This window comes from Ureibacillus aquaedulcis (assembly GCF_030418165.1).
In the GTDB taxonomy this organism is placed as follows: Bacteria; Bacillota; Bacilli; order Bacillales_A; family Planococcaceae; genus Ureibacillus; species Ureibacillus aquaedulcis.
This window is the reverse complement of sequence record NZ_JAUHTQ010000008.1, coordinates 128380-147466: the sequence shown is the minus strand read 5'-3', so window position 1 is coordinate 147466 and position 19087 is coordinate 128380. Positions and strand designations below refer to the sequence as shown.

The window sequence follows — 19087 nt, the reverse complement described above, 5'->3', positions numbered from 1 at the left end:
CCTCAGAACGCGTTTCATCCACCCTATCAAACGCATCTCACTCTTTTTTTTCCTTCAGAACGCGTTTCATCCACCCTATCAAACGTATCTTGCACTTCATTTTCCCTCAGAACGCGTTTGACTCCACTTATCAAACGCATCTCACTCTTCTTTTTCCTTCAGAACGCGTTTCATCCACCCTATCAAACGCATCTCACTCTTCATTTTCCCTCAGAACGCGTTTCATCCCTCTTATCAAACGCATCTCACTCTTCTTTTTCCCTCAGAACGCGTTTGACTCCACTTATCAAACGCATCTCACTCTACTTATTCCTTCAGAACGCGTTTCATCCACCCTATCAAACGCATCCCACTCTTCTTTTTCCCTCAAAACGCGTTTTATCCACCCTATCAAACGCATCTTGCACTTCTTTTTCTCTCAGAACGCGTTTGATCTCCATATGAAGATGCATGAAAGTTTTTGGAATCTATATCAGATGCTCGAATATTTAAATAATGAAAAAACTTATTACTTATTTCGATTTTTTCTACTAAAATATAAGTTAACAATAGAAGAAAGGATGAGGAATCTGTTTTTCAAGTCTAGAATTGAACCCACAGAGTTAGTTATTTTAAGATTACTAAATCGTCGAATGCAGTTGTCTAAAACGGATTTACAAAACTACTTGAATCTAAAGAAGGGATATGAAGGAGAGTTAATGTTTGATTCTTTAACAAAGAATCTAACGAGCGACTGTCTCATATTGAATGATTTGTTACTTAAAGCGAACAATCAAACTTTTCAAATTGATTCATTAATCATTATGAACAATCAGATATATGTTTTTGAGATAAAAAATTATTCGGGTGATTATTATTACAAATCAGATCGATTATTCCATAATGATCGTACAGAAATATCCAACCCTTTAATACAACTATCTCGTACCGAAACATTATTACGCCAAATGTTGCGTAAACTCAATATAGCTATTCCAATTCAAGCTTCAGTAATTTTCATAAACCCCGAATTTACTATGTATCATGCTCCAACTGATAAACCTTTTATCTTCCCCGGTCAAGTTAAACGTTTGATGAATAGGCTCAATGAAGACCATACAAACTTAAACGATCAGCATAAGGAACTAGCTGAAACACTTAGATCCCTTCATATCAAAGAAAATCCATACCAACAACTCCCTATATTTGAATTCAATGAAATGAAAAAAGGAATGACTTGCGCGCTCTGCGACTCCTTTGAAATTAAAATTATCGGTTTAAAATGTACATGTCCGAACTGCGGATATTCCGAATTATTTGATTCTGCTGTAGAGAGGAATGTGAAAGAATTTAAAATTCTTTTTCCAAACGAAAAAATCACTACAATTAAAATGGTGGAATGGTGTAAAATCACTTCCTCCAAACAGCGAATACAACGCAGCTTAAAAAAGCATTTTAATCAGTTAGGGGAACACAAGTGGTCGTATTATGAGTAAATGCAAATCTATTAATTTATAGCTCTATAATAACTTATGGCACCATACCTCTCATCACACCGCCTTTGCTGTCCTCTATTTTTGGCTATTTATTCAAAAAAAAAACAAACACCGCAGTGTTTGCTTTTTCTTCACCCCCCTCACGAGTGGCTCTTTATATCAAGAACATTTTCCTGAAACTCTTCCCAGATTGCATCGTATTTCTTTTTGTCTTCGTCCAGCATTCCTACGAGTGGCAGGCGTACGTGTTCGACTGGGAAGCCGAGTTTGCTTAGTGCGTATTTGACTGGGACTGGGTTTGGATCTACGAATAATTGTTTGGCTAGTGGCAGCATTGCTTGATGGTATTCGTGCGCAATTTGGTGTCGCCCTTCTTCATAGGCGCGGATCATTTCTTGCATTTCGTTCCCGATCACGTGAGAGGCAACGGAAATGACCCCTTTACCCCCGATGGAAACGAGTGGCAGTGTTAAGGCATCATCGCCACTGTACACAAACGTGTCATCAGAAACGCCTCTCAGGATTTCGGTCATTTGTTCCAAACTGCCGCTTGCTTCTTTCACAATTCGGATATTTGGAATTTTGCTTAAGGCTATCGTCGTGTCAGATGAAATGTTGACACCCGTGCGTCCCGGGACATTGTACACGACAATTGGCAACTCCGTAGTTCTCGCAACCGCCTCAAAGTGAGCGTAAATTCCTCTTTGATTTGGCTTGTTATAGAAAGGTGCCACGACCATGATGCCGTCAGCACCAAAAGCTTCAACCACTTTCGTTGCTTCGATTGTGTATGCAGTGTCATTGTACCCGACACCGGCAATAACCGGAATCCGCTTATTGACCTTCTGAATCGTAAAGTCGATGAAAGCGCGTTTTTCCGGGATGGATAATGTCGGCGTTTCTCCCGTCGTCCCGCATACCACAATCGAATCCGTACCATTTGCTATCAAGTGCTCAATTACTCGTTCTGCTACTTCATAATTAATTGCTCCATTGTCGTCGAATGGGGTAATCATGGCAGTAGCAACTCGACCTAGGTCCACTAATAAACACCCCTTAGAGTAAGTTATCCTCTAACATGCTTTCGGCAATTTGAATTGAGTTTAAAGCAGCACCTTTTAGTAGGTTATCTGATACGATCCATAGGTGGAATCCTTTTTTGTTCGACAGGTCCTGGCGAATACGGCCAACATACACCGGATCTTCCCCTTCAACAAATAAAGGCATTGGATAGTCTTGTGCTGAAATATCATCTTGTAGAACAATGCCTGGAGCATTTCTTAACACATCAAACATCTCTTGAACGCTGATTTCTTTTTCTACTTCGATATAAACAGACTCCGAATGTCCAGAAACAACCGGAACACGTACACATGTTGCCGCAACTGGTAAGTCTGGCATGTGCATGATTTTTTTCGTTTCGTTGATCATTTTCATTTCTTCGTATGTAAAGCCATTTTCCGTAAATACGTCAATTTGCGGAATGACATTACGTGCGATCGGATAATGTTTTTTATCTGATTTCGCCGGAAGGATGTTCGCTTCTACGTTTTTACCAGCATCCCATTGTTCACTTTGCGTACGCAGTTCTTCAATCGCCGAAACACCTGAACCTGATACTGCTTGATAAGTCGAAACAATCACTTTCGTTAAACCAAATTGTTCGCGAATTGGCTGCAGTGCCGCAACCATTTGAATTGTTGAACAGTTAGGGTTTGCGATAATACCGTTATGCTTTGCAAGGTCTTCTCTGTTTACTTCCGGTACCACCAAAGGTACATCCGGGTGCATGCGGAAGTGACTTGTGTTGTCAATTACCACTGCTCCACGTTTAGCAGCTTCCGGTGCTAATTTCGCCGAAACTGAACCACCAGCAGAGAATAATGCAACATCTACCCCTTCAAATGCTTCCGGAGTTGCTTCTTCGATTGTATACGTGTTGCCGCCGAATTCAATTTCTGTTCCAGCCGAACGAGCTGAAGCTAGAAATTTTATATGTTTAATCGGAAAATTGCGTTTTAAAAGTTGTTCCTTCATTTTTGTTCCTACTGCACCTGTTGCACCTACAATTGCAACTGTCAATTCTTTCGCCATAACTCATCTCTCCTCAAATACAAGTAACATAATGTTGAAAATTGTATCATAAAAAGAACTATTTGTGTTAGAATTTTTAGTTATTTTGAATACTGGATAAGAAGAGGCTGCAGCTGTTTTTTGTGATTGATCGCATGCTCGACGGTATCTACCATTTTGGTGAAGTCGGAGATTAAAGAGTTTGGTTTGTTAATTGGATCATCTTGACCGAATGGAATAAAGTAAATATTTTTGGAGTTCATGAGCTTCATGATATTGATGCCGTTTAAACCAAGGGCATCATTTGTCGAAATTCCCAGCACAACAGGCGATCCATTTCGAAGAGTTGCTTTTGCCGCCATCAATACCGGGCTATCTGTTGAGGCATTGGCAAATTTGCTGATTGAGTTGCCTGTCATCGGTGCAATGACCATGCAATCCAGAGGGTTTTTCGGTCCGAATGGCTCAGCCTCTACTATAGAAGAAACCACCTTTTCTCCTGTCAGTGCCTCGATTTTTTGAATCCATTCTTCCCCTGTTCCAAATCGCGTTGCAGCCGTTAACACGGAATGAGTAATAATAGGAACAACTGTGGCTCCCACTTTGGTGAAGTTCTCAATTTTCGGTATGACATCTTCGTACGTACAATGGGATGCTGTTATACCTAGCCCTATTCGTTTACCTTCTAGCAAGTGTGTCTCCTCCTTAATTGTTCAACAATTGATTCATATAGTACATTTCCAGCATCTTCAGGGAAAAACTTTCCTGGCAATGCAGGCAACAGTTCATACTGCTTGCGAATGATACCATCTTGTAAACACCCAGGATAGGAGGCTAAATCATAAATCGGCATAGTGATATTTTTATTGAATTGTTCATCCAGCCATTTTGCAGGAATCGTGTTAATAAAGAAATCCCCGTCAATTTCTCCGACATCATTTAAATCCACGGCTTGATATCGGAATGCCCTGGCTTCGTTCAGCTGCACATTGGAACGCACCGCAATGCAAACCTCCGCTCCCATACTGCTTAGGATATGTGCAACCATTTTCGCTACTCGGCCAAAACCGGTAACAATAAACTTTTTCCCCATGATCGCCCTTTTTGTATTATAAAAACTTGATACAAATGCTTCAGCTGTTAAAACGGCATTGTGCCATATGAACCCTTCATCTTCCAAATAAAAATGCGTTTCGTTATCTTCTAGTATCTCTTGCCATTCTTCATTTAGCTTTCCAGCAAAAACAACAGCATTGGAAAGCCCTAAAACAAGCGGCACTTCTATTTTTAATGGATGAATGGGCAGCACAACAAAATCAGGATGAAACTCAAGAACTGTTCGGTTTAGCTCTTCATCCCACACTGCCAAATTTTTATAATAAACTGTCCGGTGATCATTGCTTAAATTTTTCGCTAACACTTTCATGCGCATATCTGTACCAACAACGAGCCATTTCTCTTCAGTCATCTAGTCAAACTGCCTTCTTTTTGATGATGTTCGGTGGAATAAAATTCGATCCTCGCCAATGAGATGAATTTCTTCCCAAGGAATAAATAACGGTGTAGTTGCTTTTTTCTTCTGGAATGGCATTTTTGATGATTGTTCATGCAGTTCAAAACCAAAAATCTTACCTGTTTTGGGATCAAACAGACATTCCGTTTCAGCTAAATAGCCATACCTCACACCGTTTTCCATTTCAATCAATTCCTTCTCCGCAAGCTCCGATAGCAGCATGTTTTCCCTCCTCCATGAGCTTATTGATACTATATGCTACACAAGAATTGTTGGTGCCCTTTTTTTCGAATCTCCCATTAACAGGGAAGTTTCCTCGCGTTGCAGTTCCGTTTTTGAAAGTGGTAAGTTCAGCAGGAACATTTTATAGCAAGTAGTCTTATGGAAATTTTTGTTAAAATCAACTTGTTTTCTTTTCTGCAAAAGTATGCAGATAGTTTAATTTACTAAAAGAGACCTTCATATTATTACTGAATCCACCAAGAAAAACATAAATTTCGCCAATTCTAGCAAGGTTCATGATAGACAAAAAAATGGCTATCTCCTATATATAGAAGACAACCATTTTGATTATTTTACCCCTTGCCCAATGATGGAGATGGCAGGTTCAGCCGATAAGATTGTATCGATGAGATGATTGACTTTATCCATAGAAACCTCATCAATATCCGAAATAATTTCATCGATGGATTTATGTCGACCATGAATCAATTCATTTCGGCCGTTTCGGCTCATGCGGGAATTGGTGCCTTCCAATCCCAGAACAAAGCTTCCTTTCAGCTGTTCTTTTGCATTGAGCAGTTCTGTTTCAGTGATTCCGTCTGTCCGCACTTTTTGTAATGTTGTGTTGATCGTTTCATGCATCACGGAAAGTTGTTGATTGTTCGTACTTCCGTAAATGGTAAATGCACCAACATCCGCATAGCAGGACTGATACGAGTAAATCGTATAGGCTAAACCACGCTCTTCTCTTACTTCCTGGAATAGTCGAGAAGACATATTCCCTCCAACAATGTTGTTTAACGCAATAAAACTATTTAACATCGGATCCTTTACCCCTATAGCAGGATAGGAAATTGCAAGATGGGATTGCTCCACATCCCGTTCTTTTACAAATTTGCCCGAATGAAATGCTGGGTGCGTCAGTGTTGTATCAACAGCTTTGGATGAACGTTCATACTGACCAAAGAGCTTTTCAATATGTAAAAGTAATTCCTTTGTTACATTTCCGGCAACTGATATCACAATATTTTCTGGGTAATAATATTTCTCCATATAATGACGAATTGTTTCACCCGTAAAGGTTGCAAGCGTCTTATTCGTCCCCAAGATTGGCAGTCCTAAAGCATCCTGAGGATACATCACGTGCCATAATTGCTCGTGTACATCATCATCCGGAGCATCTTCGCTCATAAGGATCTCTTCCAGAACGACTTGACGTTCTTTATCCAATTCGTTTGCATCAAAAGTTGAATTGAAAAACATATCGGCCAAAATCGAAACAGCCAGTTCACCATGATGATCTAATACTTTTGCATAATAGCAAGTATTCTCCTTTGATGTAAAGGCGTTAATTTCCCCTCCGATGCGGTCAAACTCTTCAGCAATTTGTCTAGCTGATCTTGTTTTTGTCCCTTTAAACAACATATGTTCAATAAAATGTGTTATTCCGTTTTCTTCCGGCAGTTCAAATCGAGAGCCAGCCCCTACCCAAATACCAACCGAGATGGAACGTACATGTTGAATCTCCTCTGAAACAATTCGAACACCATTTTGACAAGTATAAACTTTAACCAAATTTTCCCCTCACCTATCTGCTTTTCTTTTACTGAGACGTCATTATACGCCAGTCGAACATCTTTAATGCCCATTTGATTAATCATATGCTAAACTGTTCGAACCTTCAACTTAGAAACTTTTTATTCTACGCTTCTTATGGAATGATTCTTAAGAATTTCTTCAGAATTTTCCTTCCTTTATCTTCATATTCAAACCCTACAATGAAGTTATCACATTAGATAAAGGAATGAACTCATATGATAACAGTTAAATCTCTCCATCACACCTTCTCCATCGGCAAGAAGGGACACGAAAGGAAGGTCGAGGTCCTAAAAGGCATTAACTTTCACATACAGACAGGGGAAATTGTGGCCATTGTCGGAAAAAGCGGGTCAGGGAAATCTACCCTGTTGCAAACGATCGCTGGATTTATGAAGCCGGATTCTGGCTCAATTTTAGTGAATAATACCGAAATTGCTGGTTTTACAGAAAAGCAAAGTGCGGCATTTCGTCTCGATCATTTCGGTTTCATCTTTCAGAACTTCCAATTACTCCCATCTCAAACAGTGTTCGAAAACATCGAACTTCCATTGAAATTAAAAGGGGTGAGTCGGGCAATTCGGGAAAAGAAAGTGGCTGAATTACTGAAGAAAGTCGGATTGACATCAGTTGCCGATCATTATCCAAATGAACTTTCCGGTGGGCAACAGCAACGTGTTTCGATTGCCAGAGCAATGATTACAAACCCACCGATAATTTTAGCGGACGAGCCTACTGGAAGCCTCGACTCCCAAACAGAGCAGGAAATTCTCTCTCTTATCAGGCTACTGAACAAAAATGAAAATTTAACTTTTGTCATCATTACCCATGACGAAGAAGTGGCTTCCATTGCAGACCGCCAATTCCGCATGACAGATGGCGTATTGGTTGGAGGAATGCTGCATGTTATTTAAGGATCAACTACAATTCGTTTTACAACATATGAAGAAAAATAAACTTCGGGTTACCATGACCGTATTGGCCGCCATGATCGGCTGTGCTTTTTTAATTGTGCTGGCATCGATTGGATTTGGTATCCAGCAAACGATGGAAAATGAGATTTTGAATGATGAAGCCATTACGCAAATTGAACTTTGGGGAGATGAAATCCTTTCAGAGAAAGACCAGGAGTATATCGAGGGAATCGATCATGTCAATGTTGTTTTAAATAAGGCAGACATCAGCGGAATGGTTAAATCAACCTTAGAGGACCGTGAAGGCGAATCCAACGCATCCATCGTTGATATGGAAGCGCAGCAACAACTTCCTTCTACTTTGAGTGAAGGCCGATTACCGAAGGAACCGAATGAAATTGTTGTCGGCTATCATTATGCTCAAAATTTACTGAATGAAGAGGATATAGCCGCTATTGAACAAAAATCCCAAAAGGCGGAACAAGAGGGCACTTATTATGACAGTTCAGAGGAAGGCTACAAGGGTGAGCTATTAAATAAAGAAGTAACGCTGCAGTTTTACGATGAGAACACACAGGAATATATGGAACCGGCTACTTTTACTATTGTCGGGGTGTTAAGCAGACCTTCTTATGAATGGTTTGTTGATTCGAAAATTATGTTTAGCGATTCACTTCTGGGTGAGTTTCCTGAGTTGATTACCTATCCGGCAACAACGATTTATGTAGATTCCATTGAAAATGTAATGCCTGTCTTGGAACTTTTAAAAGAACAAAACTATCAAGTCTATTCCCAGGTAGAACAACTAGAAGAACTGGACATGTTTTTCTTAATTTTTAAAATTGGACTGATTTTCATTGGTACCATTGCGATCCTGATTGCATCCATCGGCATATTTAATACGATGACGATGGCAGTTACGGAACGGACACGCGAAATCGGTGTTTTAAAGGCGATCGGTGCTTCCCCTTCATTAATTCAGCGCCTATTCTTGATGGAGAGTACGTTTATTGGTTTATTGGGCACAATGTTAGCGGTAATCGTTTCATATGCAGTAAGTTTTGCAGCTAATGCAATTTTACCGTATGTTGTATCTTTCGCTTTATCGGACGAGGATTTGTCGTCTTATGAGATTACGTTTTCTTTGATCCCGTGGAGTTTAGTGGTGATTGCAGGAGGCATTAGCTTGGCGGTCGCAATTCTCTCCGGCTTACGACCAGCCAGAAATGCTACGAAAATTGAAGTGATTCAAGCTTTGAGACAGGAATTGTAAAAGAGAAAAGAGTTACCTTGGGAATCGGTGGTGAAATTGGGCCGATTTGTGAGATGACTCTTTTTTTGCGCTTTGATTTATATCCTTCTTGAAACCTCAACTGGTTGTCTTACTTTCACCATAATGCGTTTTATCCTTTCTATGAAACGTATCTGGCTCTTTTTTCTCTTCCAAAACGCGTTTCATCTAACACCCTCATCAAACGCATCTTGCGCTTCATTATCCTCCAAAACACGTTTCATCCCCCTTATCAAACGCATCTCGCGCTTCATTTTCCTCCAAAACAGGTTTCATCCCCTTTATCAAACGCATCTCGCGCTTCATTTTCTTCCAGAACACGTTTCATCTCTCTCATCAAACGCATCTTGCGCTTCATTTTCCTCCAAAACACGTTTCATCCCCTTTATCAAACGCCTCTTGCACTACCTTTTCCTCCAAAACACGTTTCATCCCCCTTATCAAACGCATCTCGCGCTTCATTTTCCTCCAAAACACGTTTCATCCCCTTTATCAAACGCATCTCGCGCTTCTTTTTCTTCCAGAACACGTTTCATCTCTCTCATCAAACGCATCTTGCACTTCTCTCTCCTCCAAAACACGTTTCATCCCCTTTATCAAACGTATCTTGCACTACCTTTTCTTCCAGAACGCGTTTCATCTCCCTTATCAAATGCATCTTGCACTCCATTTCTTCCAAAACGCGTTTCATGTCCCTTATCAAACGCATCTTGCACTACCTTTTCTTCCAAAACGCGTTTCATTTCCCTTATAAAACGCAGCTTGCACTCCCATTTCTTCCAAAACACGTTTCATCTCCCTTATCAAACACATCTTGCACTCCCATTTCCTTCATAACGCGTTTCATCACTCAGATGACTATCTTTTTCATTCAATTCAGATAAACCAAATCCTAATCCAAACAACTCTCTCCCCAACAAAAAAAAGCGGAGAAAATTATACATTTTCTCCACTCATCTCACTACGATTATTCAGCTTGTGCAGCGCGTTCTTTTTCTTCTTTCAGCACGATTTTGCGTGAAAGGTTGACGCGGCCTTGGTTGTCGATTTCGATGACTTTTACTAGTAATTCGTCGCCAAGTTTTAGTACGTCTTCTACTTTGTTCGTACGTTCTTCTTGAATTTCCGAAATGTGCAGCAAACCGTCTTTTCCTGGGAAGATTTCACAGAAGGCACCGAATTTTTCGATACGTCTTACTGTTGCCATGTAGTACTCGCCTACTTTAGCTTCACGTACGATCGACTCGATAATTTCTTTGGCACGTTTGTTCATTTCTTCATTTGCAGAAGAGATGTAGATTGTACCGTCTTGTTCTGTATCGATTTTCACGCCTGTTTCATCTATAATTTTGTTGATCGTTTTACCGCCGGATCCGATTACGTCGCGGATTTTGTCCGGATTGATTTTAATCACTTCGATTTTCGGCGCGTATTTCGATAGGCTTGTACGAGACTCAGCAAGTGTTGCAAGCATTGATTCAAGGATGATCATGCGTCCTGCTTTTGCTTGTTGTAGAGCTTCTTCCAGGATGTTGCGAGAAAGACCATCGATTTTGATGTCCATTTGAAGTGCCGTTACCCCTTTAGCCGTACCAGCTACTTTAAAGTCCATGTCTCCCAGGTGATCTTCCATTCCTTGGATATCCGTCAAGATTGTATAGTGTTCGCCTTTTTTCACAAGACCCATTGCGATACCAGCAACAGGAGCTTTAATTGGAACACCTGCATCCATCATTGCAAGAGTTGATGCACAGATAGAAGCTTGGGAAGTTGAACCGTTCGATTCCAGCACTTCTGATACACAACGGATTGCGTATGGGAAGTCTGCTTCATCAGGAATAACTGCCAATAATGCACGCTCACCTAAAGCACCGTGACCGATTTCACGACGACCTGGTCCACGGATTGGTCCTGTTTCCCCAACCGAGAATTGCGGGAAGTTGTAGTGGTGCATAAAGCGTTTCGATTCTTCAAGACCTAGGCCATCAATAATTTGAACATCGCCCAGCGGTCCTAATGTACAAATGGATAAAGCCTGAGTTTGTCCACGTGTGAACAACCCTGAACCGTGAGTACGTTCCAATAATCCTACTTCAGAAGATAATGGACGGATCTCATCCGGTTTACGGCCATCTGGACGCACTTTGTCTTGTGTAATTAGGCGGCGAACTTCTTCTTTCACCATTTTATCTAGAATTGTTCTTACTTGTTTTAGTGTTTCATCATCTGCTTCTTGTTCTTCGTAGCTAGCCATGACGCGTTCTTTCACGACACCGATCGCTTCTTCGCGGGCATGTTTTTCTACTGTCTGGATTGCAGCAATCATTTCCTCTTCACACATAGCTTTTACTTGTGATTGAAGTTCTTCGTTGATTTCATATAACTCAACTGCAATTTTTTCTTTGCCTACTTCTGCCACAATTTGTTCTTGGAAAGCGATTAATTTCTTAATTTCCTCATGACCGAACATAATTGCTTCAAGCATGATTTCTTCAGGTACTTCCAAAGCACCAGCTTCAACCATGTTTATGGCATCTTTGTTTCCTGCCACAGTTAGGTGGATCGTACTTTTTTCTGATTGTTCCGTTGTTGGGTTAAGAACGAATTCGCCATCGATATAACCAACATGAACTCCGGCGATAGGGCCATCAAATGGAATATCCGAAACAGCCAAAGCTAAAGAAGAACCGAACATGGCAGCTACATCTGTAGGGCAGTTTGGATCGGATGACATTACCATTGAAATAACTTGTACTTCATTACGGAAGCCATCCGGGAACATTGGACGGATTGGACGGTCAATAAGGCGTGAAACCAAGATCGCATGCTCAGATGGACGTCCTTCACGTTTAATGAATCCTCCAGGAATTTTACCTGCTGCGTATAGACGTTCTTCATAGTTCACTGTTAGTGGGAAGAAATCTAATGGTTTAGGTGATTTTGACATTGTTGCTGTTGAAAGTACCGCTGATTCACCGTATCGAATTAATGCAGCACCGTTTGCTTGTTTTGCTAGCTGTCCTACTTCTACTACTAGTTGTCGGCCAGCCCATTCATATGAATAGACTTTCTTTTCGGTCATTTAATGAACCCCTTTCTCTTGAAACACACTACTTCACGACTATAATCATAGTAAGTGTATCAAAAAACCAATTTATATGCTAAATATTTTCAATTTAATTATGTCTAATTCGTATAATTTTTACAATTATTTTAGGAGATATTTATCTATTATCTTAAAATCAGTTCATTTTTCAACGAATGATTGAATACGACCTATTTATTGTCTTCTTTTAACATGTCCAAATTTTACAATTAAATACTTTGTATCGGTGAAATTGTTATATTTGACCATATACTTTTTACATAAATAAAAAGCGGGAATGTTCCCGCTTTCTCTAACCACAGGAACGTTGCCCGCTTCCTTATGTCTAGCTAGGCAGCTTGGCTTTTAGCATATTCGCTTCTCATGGAGAGATGCTGTAGCTTCAAGCCAAAGTAGCTGCTTTGCACATTTATTATCGACGTAAGCCTAAACGTTTGATTAATTCACGGTAGCGTTGCACGTCAGTTTCACGAAGATATTTTAATAAGTGACGACGACGACCGATTTTTTTAAGAAGACCACGTTGAGAGTGGAAGTCTTTTTTGTGAGTGCTTAAGTGAGCGTTTAAAGCGTTGATATCAGCAGTTAATACTGCGATTTGCACTTCTGGAGAACCTGTATCTCCTTCGTGAGTTTGGTACTCAGCGATAATTTCATTTTTGCGTTCTTTTGTAATTGCCATGTTGAATGGACCTCCTAATAATAATTATTTTACCCCTGTGGCACAGCAGTCGTTGGAGAATCGAAAAGCCGAGCCAAGGTTTGTGCTTTGGCACTTAATGAATAGTACCATACTTCTGTTTGACATTCAACTATAACGAATAGGACGCAAAATATTCGATGGCTTCGTTTTTATCTTTTTCTATTTGGGCTTTTAAAGATTCGATGCCATCAAATTTTTTCTCGCTGCGGATTCGTTTATACCAGCCTACTTTTACTTCTTCACCATAAATATTTTTATCGAAGTCCAGGATATGCACTTCGATGGATAGTTGTTTGTCCTCAGGGTTTTTAAAAGTCGGTTTATACCCTACATTGCAAACCCCGTCATACCATTTATTTTGAACAAGAATCTTGACTGCGTACACGCCTGTTGCCGGAATAAAACTTCCCTCCATCGATTGGATGTTGGCAGTAGGGAAACCAATTGTACGGCCTCGTTTGTCTCCATGGACCACAATCCCCGGCACTTCAAATGCACGTCCCAGAAGCTTTGCAGCACTATCCATCTCGCCATCTTGCAGGTAATTACGGATTCTTGTCGAACTGATTTTTTCTTCTTGATCACTTTGTTTGTCAATGATCGTCACACCGTACTCGCCGTTACTTAGTTCTTTCATCGTCTCCATACTGCCTTTTCCGAATTGGCCGAAAGAGAAATCAAAGCCGGCCGTAACATGTTTTACATTCAGATCTTTTATAAAATATTGGATAAAATCTTCTGGCGATAGTTTTGCAAAATCAGAGGTAAATTGAACGACAAAGACATTTTCTACCCCGTAATCTTTTAATACATCAAGTTTCTGCTGGAGCGGCGTTATGTAAAAAACCTTTTCCCTGCGTCCGCCTAAAACGATCGAGGGATGTGGATCAAAGGTCATGACAGCACTTTCGATATTGAGCTGCTCTGCCATTTCCTTTGCATTTTGTATTACAGCTTGATGCCCTTTATGTACCCCATCAAAGAAGCCTACCGCTAGGGAATAGGCAGTAGAGAATTCATGTGATTGATTTAGTTGATGCGGATATTTTAAATGAACGACCTTCATTACGGAATTTGCCTCCTAATCAATTGTTCGGGAACATTTTCTCTGGCTTCATGAACCCTTCTTTTGTTGGATGTTGTGTATAAACAGCATACGCCCTATGTTGAATGCTATAAACAATTTTATCATGTTCTTTCAATAATGCATGAATGGGAAGTACTTGTCCATTCAAAATTTGCTTCTCATTGGCTTCGTCAACTTCTATGAAGGGATAGGGTGACAGTGCGTATTCTACCGGTAGAAGTACGTCATTAATCTTTCCTTCATTCATGATTTCCTCCACCTGCTTTAGAGTAACACATTCTTTTTCGGTAAATGTGCCAGATGCTGTTCGTACAAGTGAAGCCATATGTGCTGGGTAACCCAGTTTTTCGCCAATTTGAACAGCCAGCGTGCGGATATACGTCCCTTTGCTGCATGCGATGCGGATACGGAAAGTCACTTCTTCTCCATCGAAGTTTTGGTCATCATCAAGTAGTTCTAAAGCATAAATCGTTACTTTTCTTGTTGGGCGTTCTACAATTTGACCCTTACGCGCATATTCATAAAGCCTTTTCCCATTAACTTTCACCGCTGAATACATGGGTGGTGTTTGTTCGATTTCTCCTGTTAATGATTCAAGGGCTTCCAGGAGCATTGCACGAGAAATTGATTTATAGGTTAAATCCTCTTCAACCGTTTCGCCCTCTGCATCTTCAGTTGTTGTTGTTCTCCCGATTGATACTACTGCTTCATAGGTTTTACCCGCATCGGTTAAGTATTCTGCTATTCTTGTAGCTTGTCCAATGCAAATTGGCAGTACGCCTTCAACAGCTGGATCCAGTGTGCCCGTGTGGCCTACCTTTTTTGTTTTTAATATTTTTCGTAATTTAAAGACGCAATCATGACTTGTCATGCCCCGTTCTTTCCAGAGAGGTAAAATCCCGTTCATATGTGTTCTCCTTTGGAAGTTGTTTATGATTGTTTTTGCGTTGAAATTCGATGTACAGCTGGTGTTTTGTGGGAATCTCGCCATTTTTGCTGATATACTAGCCACTTTGACTGATAATCTAGCCACTTTTTGTCGAATTCTAGCCACTTTGCCCAATAATCTCGCCACTTCAAAATAACTAATCGTATTTTTATTAGTCTCGACATAATTTTATCAAATTCAAGCCGCTTCAAACTAGTTAAGATCCGATTAATTCTCAACAATAAAAAGCCTACATCGCACTTAGTTATGCAGATGTAGACTTTACTTTTAATCGATCAATTATTCATCATTTAGTGAACGTAATAGTGCATCGATTTTGTTGCCATATTCTACAGATGAATCAAATTCAAATGTAATTTCCGGCGTTCGACGCAAGCGGATGCGATGACCAATTTCAGTACGGATGAACCCTGCAGCTTTGCCTAAAGCTTTTAGTGTATCTTCACGTTCCCGGTCATTGCCCAGAGATGAAATATAGACGGTTGCTTGTTGCAAGTCACCAGTAACGTCTACATCTGTAATTGTTACAAACCCGACACGCGGGTCTTTTAATTTACGAGTGATGATATCACCAAGCTCTTTTTTCATCTGTTCTGCTATTCGATTTGAACGTAATGACATATAGTGACACCTCTCAAATATAGATAAAAAATTGCCTCTTGTGTCACTTACCCAATGCTTGGAAAAAGCAAACGAGTTGTGTTGTAAGAGGACAATTTATTATCTTGAAAATTTTCTTTACGCTTCTTGTTATAAGTAGTCCGTCCAAACCTCGAGTTGTTCCCAGGATGGATTGGACTGTAGGAAGTTTAGTGCATGATTGATTTCTCGCTCTGCACTCATCTTGGATGAGGACACACAGACAAGAGCGATTCTTGTCCGTTGCCACACATTTTGATGATCTATTTCTGCAACAGAAACATTGAATTTCTGTTTTGTTCGGGTAATCATTCGCTGGAGAACAGCTCGCTTTTCTTTTAACGAATGTGAATCAGAAATGATGAACTCAACTTCCGCATAAACGATCATTATCGTTTAATTTCTTCCATTACGAAGGCTTCGATAATGTCGCCTTCTTTGATGTCATTGAAGTTTTTGATTGTGATACCACATTCGTAGCCTCTAGCCACTTCTTTTGCATCGTCTTTGAAACGTTTCAGTGAATCCAATTCGCCTTCAAAAACAACGATTCCTTCGCGAATGATACGAACGCCTGAATCACGCGTCACTTTACCTTCAGTTACATAAGAACCAGCGATTGTACCAACTTTTGATACTTTAATCGTTTGGCGAACTTCTGCTTGACCAATAATTTTCTCTTCAAATTCTGGATCCAGCATCCCTTTCATCGCCGCTTCGATTTCTTCGATCACTTTGTAAATGATACGGTGTAAACGGATATCTACGCCTTCTTCATCGGCAGCACGTTTTGCATTCACGTCCGGACGAACGTTGAATCCAATTACGATTGCGTTTGAAGCAGCAGCTAATGAAATATCTGATTCTGTAATCGCACCAGCGCCAGTGTGAATGATTTTCACGTTTACGCCTTCTACATCGATTTTCATTAAAGATGCAGCCATTGCTTCTACAGTACCTTGAACATCGGCTTTGACGATTAAGTTTAATTCCTTAACTTCGCCATGAGACATTTGTTCAAATAGGTTATCCAACGTTACGCGTTGTTTTTCAGAACGGTTTGCCTGGATTGCCGTCATTGCACGAGATTCACCCACTTGGCGGGCAGTTTTCTCATCTTCAAAGACTACAAAACGGTCACCAGCTTGCGGCACTTCGTTAATACCAGTGATTTCAACCGGAGTTGAAGGACCTGCTTCTTTTACTCGGCGGCCAAGGTCATTTACCATCGCACGAACACGTCCATAAGCATGACCTACTACAATTGGGTCACCTACACGCAATGTTCCATCTTGAACTAATAATGTTGCAACAGAACCGCGGCCTTTATCCAGCTGTGCTTCAATAACTGTACCGATCGCTGAACGGCTTGGATTAGCTTTTAATTCAGCTACTTCAGACACTAATAGTATCATCTCTAAAAGCGTATCAATACCCTCACCTTTTAAGGCAGATATTGGAACGAAAATTGTATCGCCGCCCCAATCTTCAGGTACCAGGCCGTGCTCAGTCAATTCTTGCATTACACGATCCGGGTTAGCTGATGGCTTATCCATTTTATTCACTGCAACAATAATTGGCACTTCTGCCGCTTTTGCATGGTTGATTGCTTCAACTGTTTGCGGCATTACACCGTCATCAGCAGCAACAACGATGATTGCTAAATCCGTAATACTTGCACCACGAGCACGCATTGTTGTAAACGCAGCATGTCCAGGGGTATCCAGGAATGTAATTTTTTTGTCATCGATTTTAACTTGGTATGCACCGATATGCTGAGTAATCCCACCTGCTTCACCAGCAGTTACTTTTGAATTACGGATTGAGTCAAGCAATGTCGTTTTACCATGGTCAACGTGCCCCATGATTGTTACAACTGGTGGACGTATTACTTGTTGTTCCTCCACAACCTCTGTTTGGTCGAAGTAAACATCTAAGTCCGTTTTATCAATACGCACTTCTTCTTCAACTTCTACGCCATAATCAGCACAGATTAGCTCGATTGCATCTTTGTCTAATTCTTGGTTGATCGTTGCCATCACGCCAAGCATGAATAATTTTTTGATGATTTCAGAAGGTTCACGGTGAAGTTTTTTCGCCAATTCCGCTACTGATAGAGATTCATAAAACGTAATTTTTTCCGGCAACTCTTTTGGAGCTTGTGGAATAGTTGGCTGATGTGTTTTTGGATGGCGGCGCTTGCCTCCGTGAATACCCGGCTTTTTGCGTTGCTGGTTGTTGAAGCCGCCTTTATTTTTATTGTTGTTTGAGTTGTTATTATTATTTTGGGCCATATTTCGATTTTGGTTACCTTTTGCATTCTTAAATTTTTCGCCACTATTTTGTGACATTGGTTTTTGTTGATTCGCTGAATTGTTTGATGGACGATTCGCTGAATTGTTGTTAGCCGGTCTATTGGATGAACCATTGGATGGTCGATTGCCCTGGCTATTTGACGGTCTATTTGCTGAACCATTTGCTGGACGGTTCGGACGATTATCGTTTGATTGTGACCTTTGACCGTTTGGTGAAGCTTGTTTCTTCTCATTTCGTACTTCTGTGTTTCTTGTTGCAGAACCTTTAAAAACAGAATCCAATTTTGTTACAGCATCACTTTCAAGCATCGACATATGGTTTGAAACCGTAACGTTTATTTTTTTAAGTTCTTCGATTACTTCTTTACTTGATTTATTTACTTTTTTCGCATATTCATGAACTCTTAATTTGGTCATCTGCTCACCCCCGATTAATTTTCGTTGAGTAGACTAGACATCTTTTTCGCAAATCCGCTATCTACAATAGCAATTGCGACACGTGCTTCTTTACCAATTGCAGTCCCTAGCTGGTAGCGATCACCAAACACATGATACTCAACGTTATAATACGTACATTTATCTTGAATCTTCTTGCTAGAATTTTTTGAGGCGTCTGATGCTAGTAGTACCAGCTTAGCTTTATTTGTACGTATTTGATTCACTACTAACTCTTCCCCAGTAACTATCTTCCTAGCTCTAGCTGCTAAACCTAGTAATTGGAGTAGTCTTTCACTCATAAAATGGACTCCCTGCGAATCAGCTTAATCAATTCTTCATAAACCTCTTCGGGGATTTTGGCTTCCAGATGGCGCTCCAATATATTTTTCTTCCGGGCAGTTTCAACAGCCTCTTCCGATTTGGAAATATAAGCTCCACGTCCAGATTTCTTTCCCGTCACATCCACCGATACTTCGCCTTCTTTGGAACGAACGACACGGATCATTGATTTTTTAGGCAAGTTTTCGCCTGTTACGACACATTTGCGTAAAGGAACCTTTCTTTGTGTTGCCATAAGAATTCACCTTCCTTTTAGAAAAGCGCAAGTGCCCTGTTTAGCCCCGACAAGCGCTGGAAGGTCCGAATCGAAAGCATCTTTTCCGCTTTCGACCGAGGAACTGAAGCGACCTCGAGGGGCTGGGCGCTGGAGCTAGACATTGATCAATATCAAAAACTTTATAATTACTGATACTTTTAGCGAGTGCCC

Annotated in this window: 20 protein-coding genes; 3 read left to right on the top strand and 17 right to left on the bottom strand. The window is 40.5% G+C overall.

Features of this window, described 5'->3' with window-relative positions:
* The first annotated feature begins 560 nt into the window (after nucleotides 1-560).
* Nucleotides 561-1475 carry a nuclease-related domain-containing protein gene (locus QYB95_RS12185; protein ID WP_301138602.1) on the top strand — a complete coding sequence of 305 codons (915 nt, stop codon included), beginning with the start codon at nucleotides 561-563 and terminating at the stop codon, nucleotides 1473-1475.
* 140 nt (nucleotides 1476-1615) lie between these two features.
* Here QYB95_RS12185 and dapA read toward each other — a convergent pair whose 3' ends face one another.
* The 6 genes from dapA to QYB95_RS12155 all read right to left on the bottom strand — a co-directional run bounded on the left by dapA (nucleotide 1616) and on the right by QYB95_RS12155 (nucleotide 6858).
* The gene (gene dapA / locus QYB95_RS12180) at nucleotides 1616-2518 is read right to left on the bottom strand and encodes a 4-hydroxy-tetrahydrodipicolinate synthase (protein ID WP_301138601.1); all 903 of its coding nucleotides are present in this window, start codon (nucleotides 2516-2518) and stop codon (nucleotides 1616-1618) included.
* Nucleotides 2519-2531: 13 nt separating this feature from the next.
* Nucleotides 2532-3569: an aspartate-semialdehyde dehydrogenase gene (locus QYB95_RS12175; protein WP_301138600.1), complete on the bottom strand. Its 1038-nt coding sequence runs from the start codon at nucleotides 3567-3569 to the stop codon at nucleotides 2532-2534.
* An 80-nt stretch (nucleotides 3570-3649) separates the two neighbouring features.
* Entirely contained in the window at nucleotides 3650-4240 is a 591-nt protein-coding gene (locus tag QYB95_RS12170) for a dipicolinate synthase subunit B (RefSeq protein ID WP_301138599.1), read from the bottom strand.
* Nucleotides 4234-5016 carry a dipicolinate synthase subunit A gene (locus QYB95_RS12165; protein ID WP_301138598.1) on the bottom strand — a complete coding sequence of 261 codons (783 nt, stop codon included), beginning with the start codon at nucleotides 5014-5016 and terminating at the stop codon, nucleotides 4234-4236. The genes QYB95_RS12170 and QYB95_RS12165 overlap by 7 nt, the downstream gene beginning before the upstream one ends.
* Nucleotides 5017-5283: a YlmC/YmxH family sporulation protein gene (locus QYB95_RS12160; RefSeq protein ID WP_301138597.1), complete on the bottom strand. Its 267-nt coding sequence runs from the start codon at nucleotides 5281-5283 to the stop codon at nucleotides 5017-5019.
* Between the two features lie 348 nt (nucleotides 5284-5631).
* Nucleotides 5632-6858 carry a M16 family metallopeptidase gene (locus QYB95_RS12155; RefSeq protein WP_301138596.1) on the bottom strand — a complete coding sequence of 409 codons (1227 nt, stop codon included), beginning with the start codon at nucleotides 6856-6858 and terminating at the stop codon, nucleotides 5632-5634.
* Between the two features lie 239 nt (nucleotides 6859-7097).
* Between QYB95_RS12155 and QYB95_RS12150 the strand changes: the two genes are divergently transcribed.
* Nucleotides 7098-7793, top strand: a complete 696-nt coding sequence (locus QYB95_RS12150; protein WP_301138595.1) for an ABC transporter ATP-binding protein — start codon at nucleotides 7098-7100, stop codon at nucleotides 7791-7793.
* A complete protein-coding gene (locus QYB95_RS12145) occupies nucleotides 7783-9066 on the top strand; it encodes an ABC transporter permease (RefSeq protein ID WP_301138594.1) in 1284 nt (427 codons plus the stop codon). The genes QYB95_RS12150 and QYB95_RS12145 overlap by 11 nt, the downstream gene beginning before the upstream one ends.
* Before the next feature lie 614 nt (nucleotides 9067-9680).
* On the opposite strand, the gene QYB95_RS12140 is transcribed toward QYB95_RS12145, so the two are convergent.
* From QYB95_RS12140 to rnpM, 11 genes are all read right to left on the bottom strand, one after another.
* Complete coding sequence (locus QYB95_RS12140) at nucleotides 9681-9872, bottom strand: hypothetical protein (protein WP_301138593.1); 192 nt, start codon at nucleotides 9870-9872, stop codon at nucleotides 9681-9683.
* Nucleotides 9873-10051: 179 nt separating this feature from the next.
* A complete protein-coding gene (pnp, locus tag QYB95_RS12135; protein ID WP_301138592.1) occupies nucleotides 10052-12166 on the bottom strand; it encodes a polyribonucleotide nucleotidyltransferase in 2115 nt (704 codons plus the stop codon).
* A 436-nt stretch (nucleotides 12167-12602) separates the two neighbouring features.
* Nucleotides 12603-12872, bottom strand: a complete 270-nt coding sequence (gene rpsO / locus QYB95_RS12130; protein WP_301138591.1) for a 30S ribosomal protein S15 — start codon at nucleotides 12870-12872, stop codon at nucleotides 12603-12605.
* A 130-nt stretch (nucleotides 12873-13002) separates the two neighbouring features.
* Nucleotides 13003-13959: a riboflavin biosynthesis protein RibF gene (gene ribF / locus QYB95_RS12125; protein WP_301138590.1), complete on the bottom strand. Its 957-nt coding sequence runs from the start codon at nucleotides 13957-13959 to the stop codon at nucleotides 13003-13005.
* A 19-nt stretch (nucleotides 13960-13978) separates the two neighbouring features.
* On the bottom strand, nucleotides 13979-14887 hold the full coding sequence (truB, locus tag QYB95_RS12120; protein WP_301138589.1) for a tRNA pseudouridine(55) synthase TruB: 909 nt from the start codon (nucleotides 14885-14887) through the stop codon (nucleotides 13979-13981).
* A gap of 23 nt (nucleotides 14888-14910) precedes the next feature.
* A complete protein-coding gene (locus tag QYB95_RS12115; RefSeq protein WP_301138588.1) occupies nucleotides 14911-15150 on the bottom strand; it encodes a hypothetical protein in 240 nt (79 codons plus the stop codon).
* A 58-nt stretch (nucleotides 15151-15208) separates the two neighbouring features.
* A complete protein-coding gene (gene rbfA / locus QYB95_RS12110) occupies nucleotides 15209-15550 on the bottom strand; it encodes a 30S ribosome-binding factor RbfA (protein ID WP_301138587.1) in 342 nt (113 codons plus the stop codon).
* Between the two features lie 129 nt (nucleotides 15551-15679).
* Nucleotides 15680-15958 carry a DUF503 domain-containing protein gene (locus QYB95_RS12105; RefSeq protein WP_301138586.1) on the bottom strand — a complete coding sequence of 93 codons (279 nt, stop codon included), beginning with the start codon at nucleotides 15956-15958 and terminating at the stop codon, nucleotides 15680-15682.
* A complete protein-coding gene (gene infB, locus QYB95_RS12100) occupies nucleotides 15958-18300 on the bottom strand; it encodes a translation initiation factor IF-2 (RefSeq protein WP_301138585.1) in 2343 nt (780 codons plus the stop codon). The genes QYB95_RS12105 and infB overlap by 1 nt, the downstream gene beginning before the upstream one ends.
* Nucleotides 18301-18314: 14 nt before the next feature.
* Complete coding sequence (locus QYB95_RS12095; protein ID WP_301138584.1) at nucleotides 18315-18620, bottom strand: YlxQ family RNA-binding protein; 306 nt, start codon at nucleotides 18618-18620, stop codon at nucleotides 18315-18317.
* Nucleotides 18617-18895 (bottom strand): RNase P modulator RnpM, encoded by a 279-nt coding sequence (rnpM, locus tag QYB95_RS12090; protein WP_301138583.1) that lies wholly within the window; start codon nucleotides 18893-18895, stop codon nucleotides 18617-18619. The genes QYB95_RS12095 and rnpM overlap by 4 nt, the downstream gene beginning before the upstream one ends.
* Nucleotides 18896-19087 lie beyond the last annotated feature (192 nt).